This is a genomic window from Mesorhizobium sp. M0563, assembly GCF_040321065.1.
GTDB lineage: Bacteria > Pseudomonadota > Alphaproteobacteria > Rhizobiales > Rhizobiaceae > Mesorhizobium.
The window spans coordinates 237969-260659 of sequence record NZ_JAMYQV010000001.1 but is presented as its reverse complement, the minus strand read 5'-3'; the positions used below and the strand labels follow the sequence as shown (position 1 = coordinate 260659).

Genomic DNA, 22691 nt, shown 5'->3' with positions numbered 1-22691 from the left:
GTCACACTTCCCCGGCTGAACGCATCAGCGTCTTCAACCGTTTCTTCGCCTCATGGATGTGCCAGGAAACCGTCGTCTCCGAGATCGCCATCGCCTCGGCGGCGGCTGCGTGGCTCAGCCCTTCGCCATAGACCAGCAGCACCGCGTCGCGCTGCTTGTCCGGCAGCTTGCGCACCGCTGCCCAGAGCGCCTCGACCGGGTCTTCCGCCTCGGACGAGGTTTCCCCCGAAATCAGCGCATAGGCGCCATAGGCCTCGGTCTTGGCCGTATCGCGGGCGGTCTTGCGCATCATGTCGCGCGCCGCATTCAGCGTCATGGTGTAGAGCCACGTCGTGAAGGCGCCGCTGCCGTGATAGTCGCGGATCGCCCGGCCGAGCCGAACGCACACTTCCTGGGCGATATCCTCGGCGTCGGCCTTTTTCCCGCACCAGCGATAGGCGGCGCGATAGACGAAACCGTAGTGCCTTTCGAGCAACTTGCCGAAAGCACCCCTGTCTCCGCCCTTCGCCCGCCCGATCAGTTCGGCGTCGGAGGCTTCGCTTTCGTCCAGCATCATCGCCATCATTTGCCTGTTGGACGAAGGCTAATGGCGATTCCTTGGGTGATGGGAAGAATTTTTTGGCGGGCAGTCACGTCGTAATGGTTGGCGCGCCTTGGCCGAGCGTCTCCGCAAACAGCATCGTCAGCCGCTCCCAGTGGCGTTCGGCGCCGGCTGCATCGAAGGCACTATGTGGAGCCGCCACGTTCACAAATGCGTATCGGGGTTGCTTTACGCTGGCTTTGTGCACAATTTCGCCGACTGCCTGCCATGCTATGGCGGCCTGAAGTGAACGGCGCGCTTCAATTTGCCAAGGGACGGAGCTCATATGTGGCTGACGGCATTCCTTGCTTTTTTCGCGGGTGTTTTTGGCGCCAATGGCGTCCCACATTTCGTGAGTGGGATAACCAAGGGTTCCTACCCGTGCGTCTTCGGTAACTCCGCCGTGCCCAATCTGATAGCCGGCTGGGCGAGCTTCGTGGTGGCCCTCTTCGCGTACGGGGCCAACTTCGCACAGTATCCCATCGTCTCGTTGGTCTCTGGTGCCATCGGGGTGCTGCTGATGGGTCTCTTTCACGCGGCGGGGCTGGCTTTCGGCCAAAAATCCTGAGATCGGAACGGTCGACGTCTTTGCGTGCAGCGGGGTCTTGTCTGGCTAGCGCGCGAATGCTGCCATGTGAAAGGCCTGAACCTCGGCCGGATAGCGATAATCGATGCCGTAAGGACAGGCGTTGCGATCAAGGCAGCCGCCGGTCCGGCAAGGTCCGCCGTTTTGCCCACGCACATGCGCCAGACAGGTTTCATGCACAAAACCATCCGCAGAATAAGCCGCGACCGGACAGGATTTCAGGCAAGGTTTTTCCAAACATGTGTCGCAAAGGTGAATCACGTCGCGACGTTCGTGGAGCGCAATCTCGTTCTCGAACAACAGCGCGCCGCGATAGGCATGCCAGAGCCCGTATTGCGGATGCATGAGGATGCCGAGCGGCGACGGCTTCAGCCCCTCCGCCTGCATCGCCCATTGCTGGAACGGCAGATAAGGCCTGTCGGACGGTGACACCGCGCGTGCCCCGAATTTTTCGGCCACAGCGCCGATCACTCCGCGCGACCATCTGTCGAGCGAATCGTCGATCGGCTGTGACTGTTTCTCCAACCAGCGCAGGAAGTGCGGCCAAGGTGCGGCGCCTGCCTGCCCCACCAGCAGGACGGATCTGGCGGCGGCGCCGGAGAGACCGGAAGGTGTCCCCTCACCGCCCGCAAAATTGAAGCCGCCGCGCAGGATGAGGCCGTGGGCGGAAAGCGCGGCCGCGATGGTTTCGACCATGCCGCGCTCGAGAATCATCCCTTCTTGTCCGGGTCGGAGAAGGCGCTCCGCCAGACTTCCTTGTGGATGATGTTGGCGACTTTAGCCCCGCCTGATTCGGGCTCCTTTCAGGTGAAGGCGTCGGCCATCGACGCCTTCTTCCTGGCGATGAAGTCCTTCAGCCCGTCGTCGATGCCCTGGTCGAGATAAGGCGCCTCGTAGCTCTCCAGCCAGCGGCGGGCGAGCTCGTTGGCGCGCTGCGGCGCGGTTTTTTCGCCTTCGGCCAGCCACTGCTCGTAGGAATTGTTATCGGCGATGTTGGAGCGGTAGAACGCGGTCTGGAAATTGGCCTGGGTGTGATCGCAGCCGAGGTAATGGCTGCCCGGACCCACCTGGCGGATGGCATCCATCGCCTGACCGTTTTCCGACAGGTCGACACCCTCGGAGAACTTCTGCGTCATGCCGAGTTGGTCGATATCCATCATGAACTTTTCGTAGCAGGAGGCGAGCCCGCCCTCGAGCCAGCCGGCCGAATGCAGCACGAAATTGGTGCCGGCGAGGATCGTCGAATTCAGCGTGTTGGCGCTCTCATAGGCCGCCTGCGCATCGGGGATTTTCGAAGCACAAAGCGAGCCGCCGGTGCGGAACGGCAGCCCGAGCCTGCGAGCAAGCTGGGCGGCGCCATAGGAGACCAGCGACGGCTCCGGCGTGCCGAAGGTCGGCGCGCCCGACTGCATTGAGATCGACGAGGCGAAGGTGCCGAACAGTACCGGCGCACCCGGCCGGATCAGCTGTGTGAACGACGCCCCGGCCAGAACCTCGGCCAAAACCTGGGTCAGTGTGCCGGCGACCGTCACCGGGCTCATCGCCCCGGCAAGGATGAACGGCGTGACGATGCACGCCTGGTTATGGCGCGAGTAAACTTTCAGCGCTCCCAGCATGGTCTCGTCGAAGACCATCGGCGAGTTGGCGTTGATCAGGCTGGTCAACACCGTGTTGTTCTCGACGAAATCGTCACCAAACACGATCTTGGCCATCGCCACCGTATCTTCGGCGCGCTCGGGCGCGGTCACCGAGCCCATGAACGGCTTGTCCGAATATTTGATATGGCTGTAGACCATGTCGAGATGGCGCTTGTTGACCGGCACGTCGACCGGCTCGCAAACCGTGCCGCCCGAATGGTGGATCGATGGCGCCATATAGGCAAGTTTTACGAAATTCCGGAAATCCTCGATCGTCGCGTAGCGCCTGACGCCGTCGAGATCGCGCACGAAGGGCGGTCCATAGACCGGCGCGAACACGGTCGCGTTGCCGCCGATCTGCACCGAGCGCTCGCCGTTGCGGGCGTGCTGGGTATAGACGGACGGAGCGGTCTTCAACAGCGAGCGGCAGAGGCCCTTGGGGAAATGCACCCGCTCGCCCTTGACGTCGGCGCCCGCCTCTTTCCAAAGCTGCAGTGCCTCGGCGTCGTCGCGGAAGATGATGCCGATCTCTTCCAGCACCGTGTCGGTGTTCTTTTCGATCAGCGCCAGGCCTTCCTCGTCCAGCACTTCATAGACGTTGATCTTGCGCTTGATATAGGTGAGCTGTGTACCGGGGCCGCCGCCCGAACGTGCAGCCCGGCGCGCTGCGGCGCCACCGCTGGCAGCGCGCCCGCGCCGTGCGTTTGACGCTTCCTGATCGACCGGCGCGTTCTCACTCATAATCGTTCTTCCCTGGCTTTCGTTCTGGCCTGATTTGCTTTGGCCGGGCTCTTGTTCCGGCCTGAAATCCATTTGCAGCCGCATATTGCGGTCTCTGGCCGGATCGTAGCCATGCACCTTATTCGAAACGGCCCGCCAGCGCCAACGCCTGTCGCAAAATCGACAAGAATTCCAAGAGATTTACGGTCGCTTTCGTTTTGCGGGAAGTCGCAAATCAGCTATGGACAACTGGCCCGCGCGGGTTAGGTAATGGCGCGATATTTTTAAGCTGCCGCGATAGTTGCAGCCGGCAAGGAGCCTGAGAAAAAATGGCCGACGACGAGATCATCCTTTCGGAACTCTCCGACGACGAGTTGGTGCAGCAGATGCACGACGACCTTTATGATGGGTTGAAGGAAGAAATCGAGGAAGGCACCAACATCCTTCTCGAGCGCGGCTGGGCGCCTTACAAGGTGCTGACCGAGGCTCTGGTCGAAGGCATGCGCATCGTCGGCGAGGATTTTCGCGACGGCATTCTGTTCGTTCCGGAAGTGCTGCTGTCGGCCAACGCGATGAAGGCCGGCATGTTCATCCTGCGTCCGTTGCTTGTCGCCACCGGCGCGCCGAAGCAGGGCAAGATGGTGATCGGCACCGTTAAGGGCGACATCCACGACATCGGTAAGAACCTCGTCGGCATGATGATGGAAGGCGCCGGCTTCGATGTCATCGACCTCGGCATCAACAATGCGGTCGAAAAATATCTCGATGCCATCGAAAAGCATCAGCCCGACATCATCGGCATGTCGGCCCTGCTGACGACGACCATGCCTTACATGAAGGTCGTCATCGATACGATGAAGGAAAAAGGCATTCGCGATGATTATGTCGTGCTGGTCGGCGGCGCGCCGCTCAACGAGGAATTCGGCAAAGCCGTCGGCGCCGACGCCTATTGCCGCGACGCCGCGGTGGCGGTCGAGACCGCCAAGGACTTCATGAAGCGCAAGCACAACGTCCGCGCTTCGGCCTGAGTCAATAAATTCGGCACCGACGAGAAAAACCGCGCCTTGCAGTGCGGCTTTTTTATTCCCAAATGTTTGAAATCGTGCAGATCAGGGTTTCTTGACGGTATCGTCAACCGCCTTCGCAGTGGATTTGATATCCTTTCCGACGCCGCGCACCGTGTTGGCGCAGGCCGAAACAGCCAGGGCGCAGGCGAGAATAGCGATTGGCGCAACGCGGAACAATTTCATGATTGGTGTCTCCCTCAGAATATAAATTCGCTGGACAGCAACGAAGATGGATTAGACTGGTTCCATGACTACCGCGCGAAAACAACAATCCGATCAAGGCGACAGGCTGCTCGTCATCGCCTGCGGGATGATTGCGCGCGAAGTTCTGGCGGTCAAGGAGCAGCTCGGGCTCGACCATCTCGACCTGACCTGCCTCCCGGCGGAGTTCCATTTCTATCCGGACCGCATTGCGCCGGCCATGGACAAGGCAATCGCCAAGGCCAGGGCTGACGGCTACAAACACATCTTCGTCGGCTATGCCGATTGCGGCACGGGTGGCCTGCTCGACCGGATCTGCGAGAAGCATGGCGTCGAGCGCATGGCCGGGCCGCATTGCTTTGCCTTCTACCAAGGCATGGATGCCTATGCGAAGGTTGCCGATGACGACATGATGTCGTTCTACATGACCGATTTCCTCTGCCGGCAATTCGATGCCTTCTTCATGAAGCCGCTCGGCCTCGACAAGCACCCGGAGCTGATCAAGGACTATTTCGGCAATTACGAGAAGCTGATCTACATCGCCCAGACCGACGACCCGGAACTCGACAAGGTCGCCGAAAAGGCGGCGAAAATGCTCGGCCTCGCCTATGAGCGCCGCTCGACCGGCTACGGCGACCTGACGAAGGAACTAGCTGGGGCCTCAGCCCTGGCCTGACACTTTAGGCACCGTTTTCTTCAGCTTCGAGCCCAGCGAGCACATCGGCAAAGCTCGTCTTGCAGACGAAATCCAGCCGGTCCCTCGCCCGCGACGCATCGTAGACCCGGTCGATCGACGAAAACATCGTCCAGCCTTTCTTCAAGTAGAGTGCCGGATAATCCGGAAAATAGCGCGCGACGATCGACGGTGCGTCGGCGATCAATGCCGCGCAATCGTCGGGCTGGAAAGGTGTCGGTGCCGAGATGATGAAGGTGTCGAAGCCCAATTGCGGCGCTTTCTCCAAGGCAGCGATGTGGGCGTCGGCAGCATCCTCCACCGTCAGCCGGCGAAACAACAGCTCATTGGCCTTGGTGTTGGCGTCCGACTGTTCGATCACATGCGCCATATCGTCTGCTTCGGGAAAGAAGCGGGCGGTGCGCAGTACGATCACCGGCAGGCCGAACTGGATATGGTAGAGCCGACAAAGATGTTCCGCCGCAAGCTTTGTCACGCCGTAGATGTTGCGCGGTTCAGGCGACATGTCTTCCGTTAGCCAAGCCGCCCTGCCGGGCAAGCCGGCGCGGATGGCCTGGGTAATCATCAGCGATGTCGTCGACGTGAAGATGAAGCGCTGAACGCCGAAAGTTGCCGCCGCATCGAGCAGGTTGAGCGTGCCGCGCACATTCGTCTCGACGAAATCCTCGTTGCGATGATGTTCGATGTCAGGCTTGTGCAGCGCGCCACTATGGATGATGGCCTCGATGCGGTTCTCCTCGACCGCCCTCATGACCAGGTCGCGATCGGCGACTGAGCCGACGATTCGCGTTTCCGAGGATGGGACGGGATCGAGGCCAGTGACGTCATGGCCGAGAGTCCGCAGGCGTGGCGCCAAGGCCCTGCCCAGCCAACCCGACGATCCCGTCAGCAAGATCCGCATTCTTTCCACCTCGTTTCTGCTGTCGATGCTCAAGCAAGGATGACAGAGCGCGGCGAAACATTAAGGTATGCGCCAGACAAGAAAACAGGCTGCTCCAGTCATCAAAAGGGAAAACGCCACCAATGATCGCTCGCCTTATGTTTGCCGTAGCAGCTGTCCTCTGCTTGGCGTTGCCCGCGTTCGCCGATGGCGAAGTGCAGAAGCTGATCACCGCTGCCGACAAGGCGCGCCTCGACAAATATGGCGAGACGCGCAAGGCAGCGCTTGATGAGGCGAAGGCCGGCGATCCCGCCGAGGTCAAGCAGCTCGACGCCTTGCTGGCAAAGCCGCTGGTTTCCTTCTCCGACAAGGACCTGACCGGCAATTGGCAATGCCGCACCATCAAGGCCGGCGGATTGAGCCCGCTCGTCATTTATGGCTGGTTCAAATGCAAGGTGAGCGACGACGGTTCCGGCTGGAGACTGGAAAAGATCACCGGTTCGCAGCGCACCAAGGGCCGCTTCTTCGACGATGGCGAGAAACGCGCGATCTATCTAGGTTCCTTCTACGTCAACGACGATCCGGCAAAGCCCTACGGCAGCGGCCCGGAAAGCGATCAGGTCGGCTATGCCTTCCGCCACAGCGCCAGCGAATGGCGCATCGAGTTCCCGGCGCCCCACTACGAATCGAAGCTCGACATCCTCGAATTCAAGCGCTGAGCCCGCCCCCGATCACCAAGGGTTAACCCGGTCAACCTAGCATTCGCGCACAAAGAACAGCTCTTTGCGGGGGTCGCGAAGCATGGCACGGTCGAAAACAAACCAACGGCCGATCGTCGTCGTCACCGAAGGCGGCCCGCATATCTGGGCGATCGTCAACGCCATCGCCGACCACCTCGCGCCTGTCAGCGTCATCCTCGAAACCCCTGAATCCAAAAAACAATTGCTTCTCGGGCGGGCGCGGCGGCAAGGCTGGACCTCGGCCATCGGTCAACTCGGCACGATGATGCTGACCCGGCTCGGCAAGCGCTTCTTCGCCGGCCACGCAGCACGGCTCGCCGCCGAGCAAAAGCTGCAAACCGAACCGAAGCCTGGGCAAAAGATCGTCCAGGTCTCGTCGGCCAACGCGCCGGAGTGCCTGCAGGCGATCGAGAAAATCCAGCCGGGTGTCGTGCTGCTCGCCGGCTGCCGCTTGCTGTCGCGGCAGACGCTGGCGAAAATCCCTTGCCCGGTCCTCAACTACCATGCCGGCATCGCCCCGAAATATCGTGGCATGAACGGCGGCTATTGGGCGCTGGCTTCAGGCGATGCGGAAAACTTCGGCACCACCGTGCATCTGGTCGACGCCGGCGTCGACACTGGCGGGGTGTTGCGGCAGGCACGCGGCAAACCCCAACCTAGCGACACTATTTCAAGCTACGCGTTGCGGCAGGCGGCATTCTCGCGCGACATCTGCGTCGAGGCGGTCAGGGATGCGCTGGCCGGCAAGCTCGGCACGGTCGATCCCGGTCTGCCTTCGAGACAATGGTATCATCCGACGGTCTGGTTCTATCTCTGGACCGGGATAAGAAACGGCGTCTGGTGACACGCGCGCCGATTTACCCGACAGCCACCCGCCGCTAACATTGCATCATGAGCGACATCGACCACCGCACCATCATTGCCGGCCTTTCGGTTGAGGAACGTCGCGACCTCACCGCCCGGGTCGACGGGCCAGGCATTGTCCGGCTGGCCGTCCATGGCGGGCTGGTTGTCGTGCTGGGCGCACTGATCGCCGCCCGCATCCCGTTCTGGCCGCTTCTCGTCTTGCCGCAGGGGATCCTGATCGTCTTCTTCTTCACGCTGTTGCACGAGACCATCCATGAAACGGCGTTCAGAACGGCGTGGCTCAATCGCGCTGTTGCCGCCGTGGCCGGCTTCTTGATCCTGCTGCCGCCCGCATGGTTCCGCTATTTCCATTTCGCCCATCACCGCCACACCCACGACCCGGACAACGACCCCGAACTGATGGCCCCGAAGCCGGAGACCATCGGCCAATATCTGCGCTATCTGTCCGGCGGCCCCTATTGGATAGGCATGGCTCGTGTGTTCGCAACCAATGCGGCGGGCCGCAACCGCGACGGCTTTGTGCCGGAAAAGGGCCGCGGCAAGGTGGTTTTTGAAGCGCGGCTGTTCCTGATCGGCTATGCGGTGTTGCTGGCCGGATCGCTCGCCGCACAGTCGGCGCTGCTGTTGTGGGTCTGGATCGTGCCGGTGCTGGTCGGACAGCCGTTTTTGCGGGCCTACCTGCTGGCCGAGCATGCATTGTGCCCGCATGTCGCCAACATGCTCGAGAACACTCGCACCACCTTCACCTCAAGGCTGGTGCGCTTCGTGGCTTGGAACATGCCGTACCATTCCGAGCACCATTCCTATCCGGCCGTTCCCTTCCATCGCCTGCCGCGCTTCCATGCGATCATCGCGGAGCATTTACGCACGACCGAACGAGGTTACATGCGCTTCCACAGGAAACTGGTCGGCAGCTTCGATGGCCGCGCCGGCTGACCAGTGCTGGAAGAGACTCCGCTTTCGGCCGCGGCCGTCGATTGCGTCGCTTTTGAAGGCCCCCGCGTCGTCCCATAACAAGCAGCCCAACAGCGCTTCCGGCAATGCTCGAAACCACTGCATCGGCCCAAAGGATCGGAATCGATCTTCGCAGGGCACGATGCAACGGAGTTAGGTGGTAGAGCATCGTTTGTGCGTTCGATTGGACGCGCGGCGCTCTCCAGGAGCAGGAATTCATGGCCGATCTGATCGTCGTCTACTGGCGCGACATCCCCGCCCAGGTCATCATCAAGAAGGGCCGGCAGAACGCCAAGCGCGAACTGCCGTTGCGCTTCACCGAGGCGATCGACATGTGCGCCATGCGCACCGGCGCCGGCGGCACCGACGACTATCTTGCCGAATGGCGCAAGGCAGAGCCCGTCCCAGTCAGTGACGATCTTGAAGTTGAGGCCGAGAAGGCTCTTCAGGAGCTCGATGCGAAATACGACCGTGAGCGGTTGGTCGCTCTGGTCAAGGCGGGCGGCAAAGAAAATGTCTGATCCCCAATCAATGCCGGTGACGACGGCTCAAGCCGGCGTGACCCAGGCGACAATCGTCAAGAAGGCGGCGCCGAAATCCGACTACAAGCCGGCTGACGTGTCGCCGCAGCGGCGCGTGCAGCGCTCGTTTGCGGTGCGGCTTTGGTCGGTGCGGCATTCGCGGCTGCTCGAATGGTTCTACGCCAAATTCGCCGACATGTTCCTGACTCTCCACCCGCTATGGAAGGGCATCGGCTACAGCCGTGTCGAAGGGCCGGTGAAATTCGTCGAGAAGCGCGTCAAGGGCTTCATGTTCGACTGCCGCATGTGCGGTCAGTGCATTCTTTCCTCGACCGGCATGTCGTGCCCGATGAACTGCCCTAAGCAATTGCGCAACGGCCCTTGCGGCGGTGTGCGCGCCAACGGCAATTGCGAGGTCGAGCCTGATATGCCTTGCGTCTGGGTCAAGGCCTGGGAAGGCTCGCAGAACATGGTGCATGGCGACAAGATTTTGGACGTGCAGAAGCCGGTGGATCAGTCCTTGCGCGAAACCTCCGCCTGGCTGCGGGTGACCGCGCAGGCCGCGGCCGCCCGCAATGCGGCCCAGAATACTACGAACACCGGAGCGTCGGCATGATCGGCCGTCAGCCAGACGAGAATCCGGCCGGCATCCATTTGCCGCTCGATCCCCTGCCCGGTCACACCTCGCGCGGCCGGCTTGAGCGGGTCCTGCGGCGCGGCGAGTTCGCAGTGACGACCGAGCTCAATCCGCCCGACAGCGCCGATCCGGAAGACGTCTACAACCGCGCCAGGATTTTCGACGGCTGGGTCGACGCGATCAATGCCGTCGACGCTTCCGGGGCCAACTGCCACATGTCGTCGGTCGGTATTTGCGCGCTGCTGACCCGCATGGGTTATGCCCCGATCATGCAAATCGCCTGCCGCGACCGGAACCGCATCGCCATCCAGGGCGACGTGCTTGGGGGTGCTGCGATGGGTGTTGCCAACATGCTGTGCCTGACTGGCGACGGCGTGCAGGCCGGCGACCAGCCCGGCGCCAAGCCGGTGTTCGATCTCGACTGCATGTCGCTGCTCGAAACCTGCCGCATCATGCGCGATAACGGAAAATTCCTGTCCGGCCGTAAACTCACGACGCCGCCGCAGCTTTTCCTTGGCGCGGCCATCAACCCGTTCGCGCCGCCGATTGATTTCCGGCCCTATCGGCTGGGCAAGAAGATCGCCGCCGGCGCGCAGTTCGTGCAGAGCCAGTACTGCTTCGACGTACCGATGTTCCGCACCTACATGCAGAAGGTTCGCGATCTCGGCTATACCGAGAAATGCTTCATCCTGTGCGGCGTCGGGCCGCTGGCCTCGGCCAAGACGGCCAGATGGGTCCGCTCAAACGTGCCGGGCATTCACATTCCCGATCAGATCGTCAAGCGCCTGGAAGGCGCTCAGGATCAGAAGAAGGAAGGCAAGCAGCTCTGCATCGACATCATCAATGAGGTGAAGGAAATTCCAGGTGTGTCCGGCGTCCATGTGATGGCCTATCGCCAGGAAGAGTATGTCGCCGAGATCGTCGACGAGTCCGGCGTGCTGAAGGGCCGCCGGCCGTGGAAGCGCGAAATCCGCCGCGACGACCAGCTCGTTGCCGACCGGCTCGACCACATACTGCATGACGACCTCACCGAAACCCAGGTCGACATGGTCAAGACCGCGCATTGACAGCGCGAATCGTCAGCATTCGCTTGATCGGAAACAGATAACGATATAAAGAACTCTTTATATCACGATGGAGAGATTTCATGACCCGGACCATCGTCGCCTCGGCGACACGAGAAATCATCATCGGCTTCGATCAGCCCTTCTGCGTGATCGGCGAGCGCATCAACCCGACCGGCCGCAAAAAGCTGGCCGCCGAAATGATCGCGGGCAATTTTGAGACCGTCATCAGGGATGCGCTGGAACAGGCCGCCTGCGGCGCAACCATGCTCGACGTCAATGCCGGCGTCACCTCGGTCAACCCGAACGAGACCGAACCCGGCCTGCTGGTGCAGACCCTGGAGATCGTGCAGGGCCTGGTCGACCTGCCGCTGTCGATCGACTCCTCGGTGACCGCGGCGATCGAAGCGGCGCTGAAAGTCGCCAAGGGCCGACCGCTGGTCAACTCCGTCACTGGCGAGGAGGAAAAGCTCGAGGCCATCCTGCCTCTGGTCAAGAAATACAACGTTCCGGTCGTCGCCATTTCCAACGACGAGACCGGTATTTCGATGGACCCCGACGTGCGCTTCGCCGTCGCCAAGAAGATCGTTCAGCGCTGCGCAGACTTCGGTATTCCGGCGCATGACGTGGTCGTCGACCCGCTGGTCATGCCGATCGGCGCGTTGGGCGATGCCGGCCGCCAGGTGTTTGCACTGCTACGCCGCCTGCGCGAGGAGCTCAAGGTCAACACCACCTGCGGCCTCTCTAACATCTCGTTCGGCCTGCCGCACCGTCATGGCATCAACGCCGCCTTCATTCCGATGGTGATCGGCGCCGGCATGACCTCGGCGATCATGAACCCGGTGCGGCCGCAGGAAATGGAAGCGGTGCGTGGCGCCAATGTGCTGAACGGCACCGATGAGAACTGCACCAACTGGATCAGGACCTACAAGGATTACAAGCCTGCCGAAGGCGGCCAGGCCGTTGCCGCCCGGACGCAGGTCAACGCGCCGGGCGATGGCAATGGCAATGGCGGACGCAGGCGCGGCGGCCGCGAAGCGCGGATGGCCCGGGGTTGAGCCATGGCTTGGCCGACACGATATGGGGCCTAGGACTGGGGAGGAACCGAAACACTGCGGCATCGCTGCCGCGGCCAAGACCTGAGCAGCGTAGAAAGTAAAGTCTGGAACGTATGAACTCTCCCGTCAACATCACCGATCCGCTCGTGCTGTTCATGCCGTCTGGCAAGCGCGGGCGGTTTCCGGTCGGCACGCCGGTGCTGGATGCCGCACGCCAGCTCGGTGTCTATGTCGAGAGCGTGTGCGGCGGGCGTGCCACTTGTGGGCGTTGCCAGATCGAGGTGCAGGAAGGCAATTTCGCCAAGCACAAGATCGTTTCCTCCAACGACCACATCTCGCCCAAGGGCGCAAAGGAAGAGCGCTACGAGCGCGTTCGTGGGCTGCCCGAACGCCGCCGCCTGTCCTGCTCGGCGCAGATTCTCGGCGATCTCGTCGTCGACGTGCCGCAGGACACCGTCATCAACGCGCAAACCATCCGCAAAGACGCCGACACCAGGGTCATCGCCCGCGATGCGGCAATCCGCATGTGCTATGTCGAGATCGAAGAACCCGACATGCACAAGCCGCTCGGCGACCTCGACCGCCTGAAAATCGCGCTGATGAAGGACTGGGGCCTCAAGAGCCTCGATTTCGATTTCCATCTGTTGCCGCAGGTGCAAGGCATTTTGCGCAAAGGCAACTGGGCCGCGACCGCCGCCATCCACAAGGACACCGACAGCGAGACCGCACGGGTCATCGCCTTGTGGCCAGGCCTCAAGAACGAGGCGTACGGGCTTGCCTGCGATATCGGCTCGACCACGATCGCGATGCATCTGGTGTCGTTGCTATCGGGCCGCGTCGCCGCCTCGTCGGGTACATCCAATCCGCAGATCCGCTTCGGCGAGGATCTGATGAGCCGCGTCTCTTACGTGATGATGAACCCGGACGGCCGCGAAGGCATGACAGTCGCCGTGCGCGAGGCCATTTCGGGCCTCGTCGACAAGGTCTGCGCCGAAGGCAGCGTCCAGCGCAACGACATACTGGATTCCGTTTTCGTCGGTAATCCGATCATGCACCATCTGTTTCTCGGCATCGATCCGACCGAGCTCGGCGGCGCTCCCTTCGCGCTAGCGATCTCCGGCGCCGTCCACATCAAGGCATCGGATATCGGCCTGAAGCTCAACCAGGGCGCCAGGCTTTATATGCTGCCTTGCATTGCCGGCCATGTCGGCGCCGATGCGGCGGCGGTGACGCTGTCGGAGGGGCCGCACCGCCAGGACGAAATGATGCTGATCGTCGATGTCGGCACTAATGCCGAGATCGTGCTCGGCAATCGCCAGCGGGTCGTGGCGGCATCCTCGCCGACCGGCCCGGCCTTTGAGGGCGCGGAAATCTCCGGCGGCCAGCGCGCCGCACCGGGTGCCATCGAGCGCGTCCGTATCGATCCCGAAACGCTGGAGCCCAAATATCGCGTCATCGGCTCGGAACTCTGGTCCGACGAGCCGGGCTTCCTCGACAGCGTGCAGGCGACCGGCGTCACCGGCATCTGCGGCTCCGGCATCATCGAGGTAGTCGCCGAGATGTATCTCGCCGGCGTCATCTCCGAGGACGGTGTCGTCGACGGATCGCTGAGCGCCCGCTCGCCGCGCGTCGTCGCCAACGGCCGCACCTTCTCCTATGTGCTGAAGGAAGGCGGGCCCAAGATCACCATCACCCAGACCGACGTGCGCGCTATCCAGCTTGCCAAGGCCGCCCTTTATGCCGGCACCAAGCTTTTGATGGAAAAGCAGCACACTGATCATGTCGACCGCATCCACTTCGCCGGTGCATTCGGCTCGTTCATCGACCCGAAATACGCAATGGTGCTGGGCCTGATCCCGGATTGCGACCTCGACAAGGTCTCGGCCGTTGGCAATGCGGCCGGCGCCGGTGCCCGCATGGCGCTGTTGAACCGCGGCTATCGCCGCGAGATCGAGGAAACCGTCAGCAGGATCGAGAAGATTGAGACGGCCCTGGAGCCGAAATTCCAGGAGCATTTCGTCTACGCCATGGCGCTGCCGAACAAGATCGACCCGTTCCCCAAGCTTTCGGCGGCGGTCAAACTGCCGCCGCGCAAGACGGTGAGCGAAGACGGCATTGCCGGCGACGCCGCCCCGCGGCGGCGTTCGCGCGAAGGCCACGCCGCGCGGCGCGGGCGGGGATGACTCGCCCCCGCTAGGCCTGTCATACCTTCCATTTTCATTTGTATGCAAATGTTTCCAGATCGCGCCGATCTGGAAACGAAATCGCGTTTTCGTGAAATCCGCCAGATACATAGGCGGTGCATTTAACCGGCATCGAACGGCAGGCAGAACCAGTTTCCGGCCACCGCAACGCTCCAAAGGAGATCAAGATGTCGATGTTCGAAAGCCTCGGCCGCTATGGTGCGGCCTTCAAGAAAGCACGCGAAGCGCGCAAGTCGCTGCGCATCCTGAACAGCCTGCCGCCTGAGATCCAGAAGGACATTGGCTGGCCGGTGTCGCCGCGATCGAGCAAAAAGCAGCTTTCGGTCGGCTGGGGCATGCAGCGCGGATGAAATTCACCGACAAATGCAAGCTGCTCGGTATTCGCCGGGGCCGCAATGCGGCTCCGGCTGCACCCAGCAATTGGCTGCGCGCCGCATTACTGCCCCGGCGTTGAGCTGCGCCGCTGGGTCAGGGACTCCATAGGCCGGACGCTTTGTCGCCGGCCGGGATCAAACCACCGTGTTGAGATCGCATAAATCTTGACTTTTTTGGTGGCGACACAATCTTCGAAATAGTCGGGGGTTCTCTTAGTCGGCTCAGCCGAAGTCCGTGTATCTGTATGCTCAGCCTCAAAAGCCACGTCGTGTCGTTCGTCCTCAGGTACAGCCGCAAGAAGGCGTTTTCCAGCCCGGAGAACCTGCAGCGCTGGATCGCCTATGCGCGCAAGACTGAAAACCATCAGCCGCCTGCGTCGCTGCAGTCGCGCCTGGAGATCACAACCCGCACGATCAGCGGCTTCCCCGTCTACGAGATCGCGCCCAAGGCTGGCGAGCGGAGGCGGATTCTCTACCTGCACGGCGGCGCTTACGTCTTTGAAATCACACCCTATCATTGGCGGCTGATCGCGGACATGGCCGACCGTCTCGGGTTCGGCATCACTGTGCCGATCTATCCCATTGCTCCCGAACACGATTTCCACGCCATGTTCGGCATGGTCGGCGCCGTCTACCGCCAGATGTTCGGCGAAACCGGGGCGAATGACATCATCTTCATGGGCGATTCCGCCGGCGGAAACATGGCCGTCGTGCTGACCATGATGGCTGCGCAAGACGGCCTGCCCTTGCCATCACGCCACGTGCTGATTTCGCCCGGCCTCGACGTGTCGCTCGCCAACCCAGAAATGTATGAGGCTGAACGCAACGATCCGTGGCTGGGCATTGCTGGCGGCCGCGAGGCGATCCGGCTTTACAGCGCCGGTATAGATCCCACCGACTGGCGCATCAGCCCGGTTTACGGCGACCTGTCGGTGCTGCCCAAAACGCTGCTGCTGACCGGTTCACGCGATCTGCTCACCCCCGACAATCTGATCTTCGCGGAAAAGGCACGCGCGGCCGGCGTCGAAATTGAGGTCGTCCACGAGCAAGGCATGTTCCATGTCTGGCCGTTGATCGACATGCCGGAGGCGCGACGCGCGCGGGACAGTATAGTGGCCTTCTTGACCAACGAAACTGACAGTTATCATGCCACGGCAGGCGTGTTGTCGCTGCAGAGGACAGACCGCGACGGAACCCCTCGCGATCTGGTTGCGCCGCTCAGGTCGTAGTTTGGGTCAGAACTTCCCAGTTTCCCTGAACATCTCAAACGTCGCGCGGATATGGTCGGCGACTGCCTTCACCGGCGCGCTGGCGTCTGGCGTCACCACCATGGCGAGATTGTAGGTGCCGATGTCAGGCATACCGTCCTTCGGGCACAACTCGACCATGTCACTGCCGAGGAACGATTTCGGCAGCGGCGCGACTGCAAGATCCGCCATGATCGCGGCGCGCTGGCCGGCCGTGTGTGCGCTCATATAGGCGATGCGGTAGTTGCGGCCCTCGCGGCCAAGCGCCTCCAATGCCCCTGCCCGCCAGGCACAGCCCTCTTCCCACAATGAGACCGGCAGCGGCTCGCGCAGATGCGCGCAACCGCCCTTGGCACCGGCCCAGACGATCGGCTCTGTGAGCAGCACTTCGGCGCCGATCGCGCTGGTCTTGTAGGAGTTGGTGAGCAGCGTGATGTCGAGCGCCCGGTCGTCCATGCGCCGGCGCAAATTGACGCTCTGGTCGATGGTGACGTCGACTGCGATCGATGGATGCGATTGTGCGAACCGCTTCAGCACATGCGGCAGCACACGTTCGCCGTAATCGTCCGGCGAGCCGAGCCGCACCACCCCGACAATGTCTGGAATGATGAACTTCGACACCACCTCGCGATTGATCGACAGCAGCCGGCGCGCATAGCCGAGCAGCATCTCGCCATCGGTGGTCAGCGTCACCGAACGGGCGTCGCGCGCGAACACCGAGCGGCCGAGAATGTCCTCCAGCTTCTTGATCTGCATGGAGACGGCCGACGGCGTGCGGAAGACCGCATTGGCCGCAGTGGTGAAACTGCCGGTCTCGGCGATTGCGACGAAAGTGCGCAGAACATCGAGATCGAGCAGCGGCAGTGGATGATTGAGTGGGGCGTTCATGGGGAGCGACCTTCAATTTTTCTGATGCAAACCATCATTCCATTTCGTTTGATTGAACATCAGTTTGGGAGGATAGTCAACTCCATCGAAGGCAAGACACGTAGAAGTGGTCCCGAAACAACCATGACACGGACCTGCAATCGACACGAAATGAAGCTGAAACAAACCCGGTGTACCGCCTGACGCTGCAAGCGCCGGGACAATCCCGGCCCAACGCGAAGGAGAATGAGATGTCTATCCTGTCATCCATCGGTCGGATCGCGACCGAGTTCAGCGAGGCCCGTGCCCGCTACCAGACGGAACGCGCCATCCGCGCGCTGCCGATTGAACTGCAGAAGGATATCGGCTGGCCCGAAGCTGCCGATGCCAAGACTGGCACTCGCCATGGTGTGGGATCTTGGGCCGGAGCAAAGTAACCGTGTGTATCAACAGCTGAAGGCCTGCCGCGCAGATCAGCCCGGCAGGCCTTTTTGTTTGTATTCAAATGATTTCCCCGAGCCATGTCGCCGCCGCATGACGCATATGAGCAAGTCGCATAGCAGCCCGCGCCGGCAATCAACACGTTGTAAATAATCGTAAATCCTGGGCAGAATGCCCAAATTTGTCGCATTCCGTGTCGCTTTTCATATCAAGTGCTTCGCTTTTGCGATTTAGTTTCCCCTCACCTAAGCCTATATCATCATCAACAAACGAGCTGCCCCACTCCATCAAGCGAAGGCGACCCGTCTGAGCAACCGAATGGAGATGATCATGAAGCTTTTTGCCCGCCTCTTTGCCCGCCGCGAAATGAACCTGACGACCGCGCTCGAGCGCCAGCGCCTGGCTAACACCATGCCTGGCCAGACCGGTGCCATGGCCGCCGCGCGCCTCGGCTTTGTCGCCTGAAACAGCAAATCTTGGCAGAAGCAGCCTAGCGCTGCTTCGAAGTCGATCCAGCGCCGCTTCGGCTTTGCCGAGGCGGCGTTTTCGTGTGCGCAGACTGTTCGGCTCGTTTGGACAATCCGGCGGCACGTTGTGCCCTTCGCCGCATAGCGATTGCCCATTTGCGACCCATGTCGCAAATAAAGTCTTTCCGTTGCCATCTAGCCAATTGACAGGAAACGTTTTTCCTGATGTCGCTATGCTGATCGCGACATCCTGTTCGCGCCATTGCAGCGTGAGGATCTACCCGTGAACGTCGTAAAGCACCCGATCCGGCGATCGTTTGTATTCTTCCTGATCCCCGATTTCACCATGATCGCCTTCGCGACGGCGCTTGATCCGTTGCGTTCGGCCAACCGCATGCTCGGCTATGAAGCCTATCGCTGGCGGCTCGCCAGCATCGACGGCAAGCCGGTGCGCGCCTCGAATGGCGTCGAATGCGCCGTCAACACCTCGCTGGAGGAAGAGCGCAAGAAAATGTCCGGACCGGACCGGCCGAACATGGCCATCGTCTGCAGCGGCATCAATGTCGAGCGCTACCAGAACAAATCGGCCTTTGCCTGGCTGCGCGAGGAGTACAATCGCGGCGTTGCCGTCGGTGGCCTGTGCACCGGCGCGCATATCCTGGCCGCCGCCGGCCTGCTGTCCAACAAGCGCTGCGCCATCCATTGGGAGAACCTGCCGGGCTTTTCCGAGGCGTTCCCCAAGGCCAATGTCTTCGCCGACCTCTTCGAGATCGACCAGAACATCTACACCTGCGCCGGCGGCACCGCCGCGCTCGACATGATGCTGAAGCTGATCGGCGACGATTTCGACGAGAGCCTCGTCAACCGCGTCTGCGAGCAGGTGCTGACCGATCGCGTGCGCAGCCCGACCGACCGCCAGCGCCTGCCGCTGCGCGCCCGTCTCGGCGTGCAGAATTCCAAGGTTCTGACCATTATCGAGCTGATGGAGGCCAATCTCTCTGAGCCGCTCTCGCTGATCGAGATCGCCGACCATGTCGACCTGTCACGACGGCAGATCGAGCGCCTGTTCCGCACCGAGATGGGGCGCTCCCCTGCCCGTTACTATCTGGAAATCCGCCTCGACCGCGCCCGGCACCTGCTGATCCAGTCGTCGTTGCCGGTGGTCGAAGTGGCAGTCGCCTGCGGCTTTGTTTCCGCCTCGCATTTCTCCAAATGCTATCGCGAACTCTATGCCCGCTCGCCGCAACAAGAACGCGTCGACCGCAAGCAGCTTCTGGCGGCTTGATCCGAGCCATCAGCTGAAGAAAGTCCACCGAGTTAAAGCGCTTCGGCCGTGCGCATCGCCTCGACGCGGATGTCTTCCGTCAGCCGCGCCTTCAGTGCCGAAAACTCCGGGCTGGTCTTCAGCGTATAGTGGCGCGGATGCGGCAGGTCGACGGCAACATCCGACTTGATGCGGCCGGGCCGCGCCGTCATCACCACCACGCGCGACGCCATGAAGATCGCCTCCTCGATGTCGTGGGTGACGAACAGCACCGTCTTTTGCCGGCGCTCCCAGATGCCGAGAAGCAGTTCCTGCATCAGCCCGCGGGTCTGGTTGTCGAGTGCGCCGAACGGCTCGTCGAGCAGCAGGATCTCCGGATCGTTGGCCAGTGCCCGGGCAATCGCCGTGCGTTGCTGCATGCCGCCGGAAAGCTGCTTCGGCCAATGGTTCTCAAAACCTCTCAGCCCGACGAGATCGACATAGGACGCGACGATGTCGCTGCGCTCGCGGTCGGCCATTCCGCGTTCGCGCAGGCCGAAGGCGATGTTCTCGGCGACCGTCAGCCACGGAAACAGTGTATAGGACTGAAAAACCATGCCACGGTCTGGACCCGGCCGGTCCACCACCCTGCCGTCGAGCAACACGCGGCCCTCACTCGGCGCTTCGAGGCCGGCGACGATCCTCAGCAGCGTCGACTTTCCACAGCCGGACGGCCCGAGGATGGTGATGAAGTCGTTGGCGGCGACCGCCAGATCGATCGGCATCAGCGCCTGGACCGGCTGCCCGCCGCCGACACCGGCGAACGTGCGCGAGACGCCTTCAATAAGAAGCTTGCTCACGCCAGGCTCCATGGAAACAGCCAACGGTTGAGCGCCTTGAAGGCGAAATCGGACAACAGCCCAATCAGGCCGATGACGATGATGCCGAAGATGATCTGCCCCGTCGCCAGCCGCGATTGGCTGTTGATGATCATGTAACCGATGCCCGACGACGAGCCGATCAGCTCGGCGACGATGACATAGGTCCAGGCCCAGCCGAGCACCAGGCGCAGGGTCTCGGCAATCTCCGGCGCATTGGCCGGCATGATCACGCGCCGCACGATGCCGTTGTCGGACGAGCCCAGCGTGTAGGCCGCCTCGACCAGGTCGCGCCGTGTGCCGCCGACCTTGACCGCGATGATCAGAATGATCTGGAACACCGAGCCGACGAAGATCACCAGCAGTTTTTCGAGTTCGCCGACGCCCGCCCACAGGATGAGCAGCGGGATGAAGGCCGATGCCGGCAGATAGCGGGCGAAGGAGACGAACGGCTCCAGGAACGCCTCCACGGGCTTCCAGGCGCCCATCACGATGCCGAGCGGGACGGCCACGATGGCTGCCATCAGAAACCCGCCGAAGACGCGCCAGATGGTGATGAGGATGTCGAGCCAGAAGCGGTCCTCGACCAGCAGCCGCCAGCCGTCTCTCAGCATCGAAAGCGGATCGGCAAGGAAGATGCGATTGACGTGGCCGCCAAGCGTGATCCACGCCCAGAACGCCACGAACAGCACGAAGAACGAGATGCCGAGCACGGTTCGAATGCCGGGCGAGACCGGATGCAAGGGGCGCGGCATCGTCAACCGTCCTTTGATCTGAATGAAAAAGCGGCGGCGCAGGGCACCGCCGCCGGGCGACAATCCTGCCGGTCAGTCGGCGACGGCGCTGGTGTCGGCCAATGTCGAGACGTCGGGCGCTTCCTTGATCAGGCCCATCTGCAGCAGAAGCTCGCCAGCGGTCTTGGAAAAGTCCTGGAACTCCTTGGTGAAGAACTGCTTGTTTTCGGCCTTGTCCGCCCATTTCAGATATTTGGCCGACTCTTCGAACTCCTTGGCCGACTGCTTCACGTCGGCGCCCATGGTCTCATAGGATTTCGCCGGATCGCTCTTGATCAGGGCGAGTGCCTCGAAATAGCTGTCGGCAAGCGCCTTGGCCGCATCCGGATTGGCCTTGAGGAACTCCGGCGTGCAGCCGACGGTGTCGAGCACCATCGGATAGTCGAGAGTGGTCACAAGGATATGGCCCTGGTCGGATTTTTCGCGCACCGCCGAGATGAACGGCTCGTAGGTGACTGCCGCATCGTTCTGTCCGGCAAGAAACGCCTGCGCCGCCGCATCCGGCTCCAGATTGACGACCGTCACGTCCTTGGTCGACATGCCGTTCTTGTTGAGCACCCAGGCCAGCATGAAATAGGGCGACGTGCCCGGCGCCGATGACGCAACCGACTTACCCTTGAGATCGGCAACGGTCTTGATGTCGTTGCGGGCGACGATGCCGTCGGCGCCGTAGGATTTGTCGAGCTGGAATATCTGCTTGGTCGTCACGCCGTTGGCGTTCCAGACCAGCCAGGTCTCGACCGTGGTGGCGGCGCATTGCAAGTCGCCGCTGGCGATGGCGAGCGGCCGGCTGGCTTGCGGCACCTTCTTCAAGGTGACGTCGAGGCCATGCTTTTCGAAGATGCCGGCCTGCTTGGCGAGCGTCAGCGGCGCAAAGCCCGTCCATCCGCTGATGCCGATGCTGACCGATGTGGCGGCCATCGCCGGCGCGCACAACCCAGCGACAAGCGTCAAGCCTGTGGCAAGAATTCCGATCCTGTTCATGTCGGTTCCCCTTTTTTGTTCGGATCGGAATTGTGTCACAGACGCCCGCAGGCTTGTCAATGAAGCCGATGCTGCACTGCGGTATCTCACCGCCGGCAGCAAACTTCGCCATTAGCGCGTGTTGTACATCCAGCTGCGGTCGCGCCACATTTTTTCGCCGACCAGGCAGTCGGTGACGGGGCTGTCCTGTGCCAAGACCAATGGCGGATGCGCCGCCTCTTCCGCCGCTCGCTGCGGCGAGGCCGGACCGGCAAGCTCAAGCACCAGCTTGCGGCGGATGGCCTCCGGAAACTGCGTCCAGTCATTGACCGGGATCATGAAGGAACCCGGCCCACCGATGACGCAATCGCTGTAGTAACGGTCGAGATTGTTGACATCGTAAGCGCTGCTGAACCCGCCGCCCTTGGTCATCAGCGGCAGGCCGTTGACAGTGATGCCCTGCTTGATCACGGCGTCGCGGGTGATGTCGACAGGTGCGCCCTGGTTGTTGGGGCCGTCGCCCGAAATGTCGATCACCCGCTTGACGCCCTGGAAGCCGCTTTCGGCGAACAGATCGCTGGCGAATTCCAGCGCGCCGGAGATGGAGGTGCGCCTGGCACTGGCCGGCGGATGAGCGGAAAGCTGCGCTGCCAGCCGCTCGGCGTCGGCACGGTTGGCGATTACCGTCCACGGCACAACGACCTGCTGCCAGGTCGCGCCTGCCCATTCGACGTAGGTGACGGCAATCTTGCCGTGAGCGCCGTCGCCGATTGCCTGCAGCACGTCGTCGTGCGTCAGCGCCGCCGCATAGCCGTGGCGCTGGATTTCGAGCTCGTCGGGCGACATGGACAAGGACACGTCGACTGCCAGCACCAGTTCGACGTCAACCGGCTCGGCGGCGCGGGAGATTGCCGCCGGCCATAGCACCGACGCCAGCGCGGCGGCACCCGAGACGAGATGTCTTGCACAGGCAAAAGCAGACATGCCGCACGGTAAGCTAAAATCGA

General features: G+C 61.9%; 26 protein-coding genes. 16 read left to right on the top strand and 10 right to left on the bottom strand.

What is annotated here, in order from left to right:
* Position 1 precedes the first annotated feature (1 nt).
* A complete protein-coding gene (locus NKI50_RS01255) occupies positions 2-562 on the bottom strand; it encodes an RNA polymerase sigma factor (protein WP_023719942.1) in 561 nt (186 codons plus the stop codon).
* Between the two features lie 304 nt (positions 563-866).
* Between NKI50_RS01255 and NKI50_RS01250 the strand changes: the two genes are divergently transcribed.
* Entirely contained in the window at positions 867-1148 is a 282-nt protein-coding gene (locus tag NKI50_RS01250; protein ID WP_031194271.1) for a hypothetical protein, read from the top strand.
* Between the two features lie 45 nt (positions 1149-1193).
* Here NKI50_RS01250 and NKI50_RS01245 read toward each other — a convergent pair whose 3' ends face one another.
* Both NKI50_RS01245 and NKI50_RS01240 read right to left on the bottom strand, forming a co-directional pair.
* On the bottom strand, positions 1194-1880 hold the full coding sequence (locus tag NKI50_RS01245; protein ID WP_031194270.1) for a hypothetical protein: 687 nt from the start codon (positions 1878-1880) through the stop codon (positions 1194-1196).
* Between the two features lie 89 nt (positions 1881-1969).
* Positions 1970-3544: a trimethylamine methyltransferase family protein gene (locus NKI50_RS01240; RefSeq protein WP_023719938.1), complete on the bottom strand. Its 1575-nt coding sequence runs from the start codon at positions 3542-3544 to the stop codon at positions 1970-1972.
* A 308-nt stretch (positions 3545-3852) separates the two neighbouring features.
* Here NKI50_RS01240 and NKI50_RS01235 point away from each other — a divergent pair, with 308 nt between their 5' ends.
* Positions 3853-4551: a cobalamin B12-binding domain-containing protein gene (locus NKI50_RS01235; protein ID WP_023676506.1), complete on the top strand. Its 699-nt coding sequence runs from the start codon at positions 3853-3855 to the stop codon at positions 4549-4551.
* Positions 4552-4632: 81 nt separating this feature from the next.
* Here the strand turns inward: NKI50_RS01235 and NKI50_RS01230 are convergent, their stop codons facing one another.
* Positions 4633-4773, bottom strand: coding sequence for an entericidin A/B family lipoprotein (locus NKI50_RS01230; protein ID WP_023676507.1), 141 nt, complete (start codon positions 4771-4773; stop codon positions 4633-4635).
* Positions 4774-4837: 64 nt separating this feature from the next.
* Here NKI50_RS01230 and NKI50_RS01225 point away from each other — a divergent pair, with 64 nt between their 5' ends.
* On the top strand, positions 4838-5467 hold the full coding sequence (locus NKI50_RS01225) for a DUF1638 domain-containing protein (protein WP_023719937.1): 630 nt from the start codon (positions 4838-4840) through the stop codon (positions 5465-5467).
* Positions 5468-5471: 4 nt separating this feature from the next.
* On the opposite strand, the gene NKI50_RS01220 is transcribed toward NKI50_RS01225, so the two are convergent.
* Positions 5472-6386 (bottom strand): NAD-dependent epimerase/dehydratase family protein, encoded by a 915-nt coding sequence (locus NKI50_RS01220; protein WP_352640478.1) that lies wholly within the window; start codon positions 6384-6386, stop codon positions 5472-5474.
* Positions 6387-6508: 122 nt separating this feature from the next.
* Between NKI50_RS01220 and NKI50_RS01215 the strand changes: the two genes are divergently transcribed.
* From NKI50_RS01215 to NKI50_RS01170, 10 genes are all read left to right on the top strand, one after another.
* Positions 6509-7084, top strand: a complete 576-nt coding sequence (locus NKI50_RS01215; protein ID WP_352640479.1) for a DUF4893 domain-containing protein — start codon at positions 6509-6511, stop codon at positions 7082-7084.
* 82 nt (positions 7085-7166) lie between these two features.
* Positions 7167-7949 (top strand): formyl transferase, encoded by a 783-nt coding sequence (locus NKI50_RS01210; RefSeq protein WP_352640480.1) that lies wholly within the window; start codon positions 7167-7169, stop codon positions 7947-7949.
* A gap of 47 nt (positions 7950-7996) precedes the next feature.
* Complete coding sequence (locus NKI50_RS01205) at positions 7997-8908, top strand: fatty acid desaturase family protein (RefSeq protein WP_352640481.1); 912 nt, start codon at positions 7997-7999, stop codon at positions 8906-8908.
* Positions 8909-9144: 236 nt separating this feature from the next.
* Positions 9145-9447: a virulence factor gene (locus tag NKI50_RS01200; protein WP_023719932.1), complete on the top strand. Its 303-nt coding sequence runs from the start codon at positions 9145-9147 to the stop codon at positions 9445-9447.
* Positions 9440-10063: a methylenetetrahydrofolate reductase C-terminal domain-containing protein gene (locus NKI50_RS01195; RefSeq protein WP_352640482.1), complete on the top strand. Its 624-nt coding sequence runs from the start codon at positions 9440-9442 to the stop codon at positions 10061-10063. Before NKI50_RS01200 ends, NKI50_RS01195 begins: the two co-directional genes overlap by 8 nt.
* Positions 10060-11151, top strand: a complete 1092-nt coding sequence (locus NKI50_RS01190) for a methylenetetrahydrofolate reductase (protein ID WP_023719930.1) — start codon at positions 10060-10062, stop codon at positions 11149-11151. The genes NKI50_RS01195 and NKI50_RS01190 overlap by 4 nt, the downstream gene beginning before the upstream one ends.
* A gap of 80 nt (positions 11152-11231) precedes the next feature.
* Positions 11232-12206 carry a methyltetrahydrofolate cobalamin methyltransferase gene (locus NKI50_RS01185; RefSeq protein WP_023719929.1) on the top strand — a complete coding sequence of 325 codons (975 nt, stop codon included), beginning with the start codon at positions 11232-11234 and terminating at the stop codon, positions 12204-12206.
* Between the two features lie 113 nt (positions 12207-12319).
* Positions 12320-14389 (top strand): ASKHA domain-containing protein, encoded by a 2070-nt coding sequence (locus NKI50_RS01180; RefSeq protein ID WP_352640483.1) that lies wholly within the window; start codon positions 12320-12322, stop codon positions 14387-14389.
* 188 nt (positions 14390-14577) lie between these two features.
* Complete coding sequence (locus tag NKI50_RS01175) at positions 14578-14760, top strand: hypothetical protein (protein ID WP_023719927.1); 183 nt, start codon at positions 14578-14580, stop codon at positions 14758-14760.
* A gap of 269 nt (positions 14761-15029) precedes the next feature.
* Positions 15030-16013 (top strand): alpha/beta hydrolase, encoded by a 984-nt coding sequence (locus tag NKI50_RS01170; RefSeq protein WP_352640484.1) that lies wholly within the window; start codon positions 15030-15032, stop codon positions 16011-16013.
* Between the two features lie 6 nt (positions 16014-16019).
* Here the strand turns inward: NKI50_RS01170 and NKI50_RS01165 are convergent, their stop codons facing one another.
* The gene (locus NKI50_RS01165) at positions 16020-16919 is read right to left on the bottom strand and encodes a LysR substrate-binding domain-containing protein (protein ID WP_023676521.1); all 900 of its coding nucleotides are present in this window, start codon (positions 16917-16919) and stop codon (positions 16020-16022) included.
* A gap of 230 nt (positions 16920-17149) precedes the next feature.
* Between NKI50_RS01165 and NKI50_RS01160 the strand changes: the two genes are divergently transcribed.
* The 3 genes from NKI50_RS01160 to NKI50_RS01150 all read left to right on the top strand — a co-directional run bounded on the left by NKI50_RS01160 (position 17150) and on the right by NKI50_RS01150 (position 19091).
* Positions 17150-17335, top strand: a complete 186-nt coding sequence (locus NKI50_RS01160; RefSeq protein WP_023719925.1) for a hypothetical protein — start codon at positions 17150-17152, stop codon at positions 17333-17335.
* Positions 17336-17657: 322 nt separating this feature from the next.
* Positions 17658-17804: a hypothetical protein gene (locus NKI50_RS01155; RefSeq protein ID WP_198030510.1), complete on the top strand. Its 147-nt coding sequence runs from the start codon at positions 17658-17660 to the stop codon at positions 17802-17804.
* Between the two features lie 348 nt (positions 17805-18152).
* Positions 18153-19091, top strand: a complete 939-nt coding sequence (locus NKI50_RS01150) for a GlxA family transcriptional regulator (RefSeq protein WP_302895626.1) — start codon at positions 18153-18155, stop codon at positions 19089-19091.
* 32 nt (positions 19092-19123) lie between these two features.
* On the opposite strand, the gene NKI50_RS01145 is transcribed toward NKI50_RS01150, so the two are convergent.
* The 4 genes from NKI50_RS01145 to NKI50_RS01130 form a co-directional block, all read right to left on the bottom strand.
* On the bottom strand, positions 19124-19909 hold the full coding sequence (locus NKI50_RS01145) for an ABC transporter ATP-binding protein (protein ID WP_352640485.1): 786 nt from the start codon (positions 19907-19909) through the stop codon (positions 19124-19126).
* Positions 19906-20682 (bottom strand): ABC transporter permease, encoded by a 777-nt coding sequence (locus NKI50_RS01140; RefSeq protein WP_352484520.1) that lies wholly within the window; start codon positions 20680-20682, stop codon positions 19906-19908. Before NKI50_RS01140 ends, NKI50_RS01145 begins: the two co-directional genes overlap by 4 nt.
* Positions 20683-20754: 72 nt before the next feature.
* A complete protein-coding gene (locus NKI50_RS01135) occupies positions 20755-21705 on the bottom strand; it encodes an ABC transporter substrate-binding protein (RefSeq protein WP_352640486.1) in 951 nt (316 codons plus the stop codon).
* Between the two features lie 111 nt (positions 21706-21816).
* A complete protein-coding gene (locus NKI50_RS01130) occupies positions 21817-22668 on the bottom strand; it encodes a DUF1194 domain-containing protein (protein ID WP_023719921.1) in 852 nt (283 codons plus the stop codon).
* Positions 22669-22691: the final 23 nt, after the last annotated feature.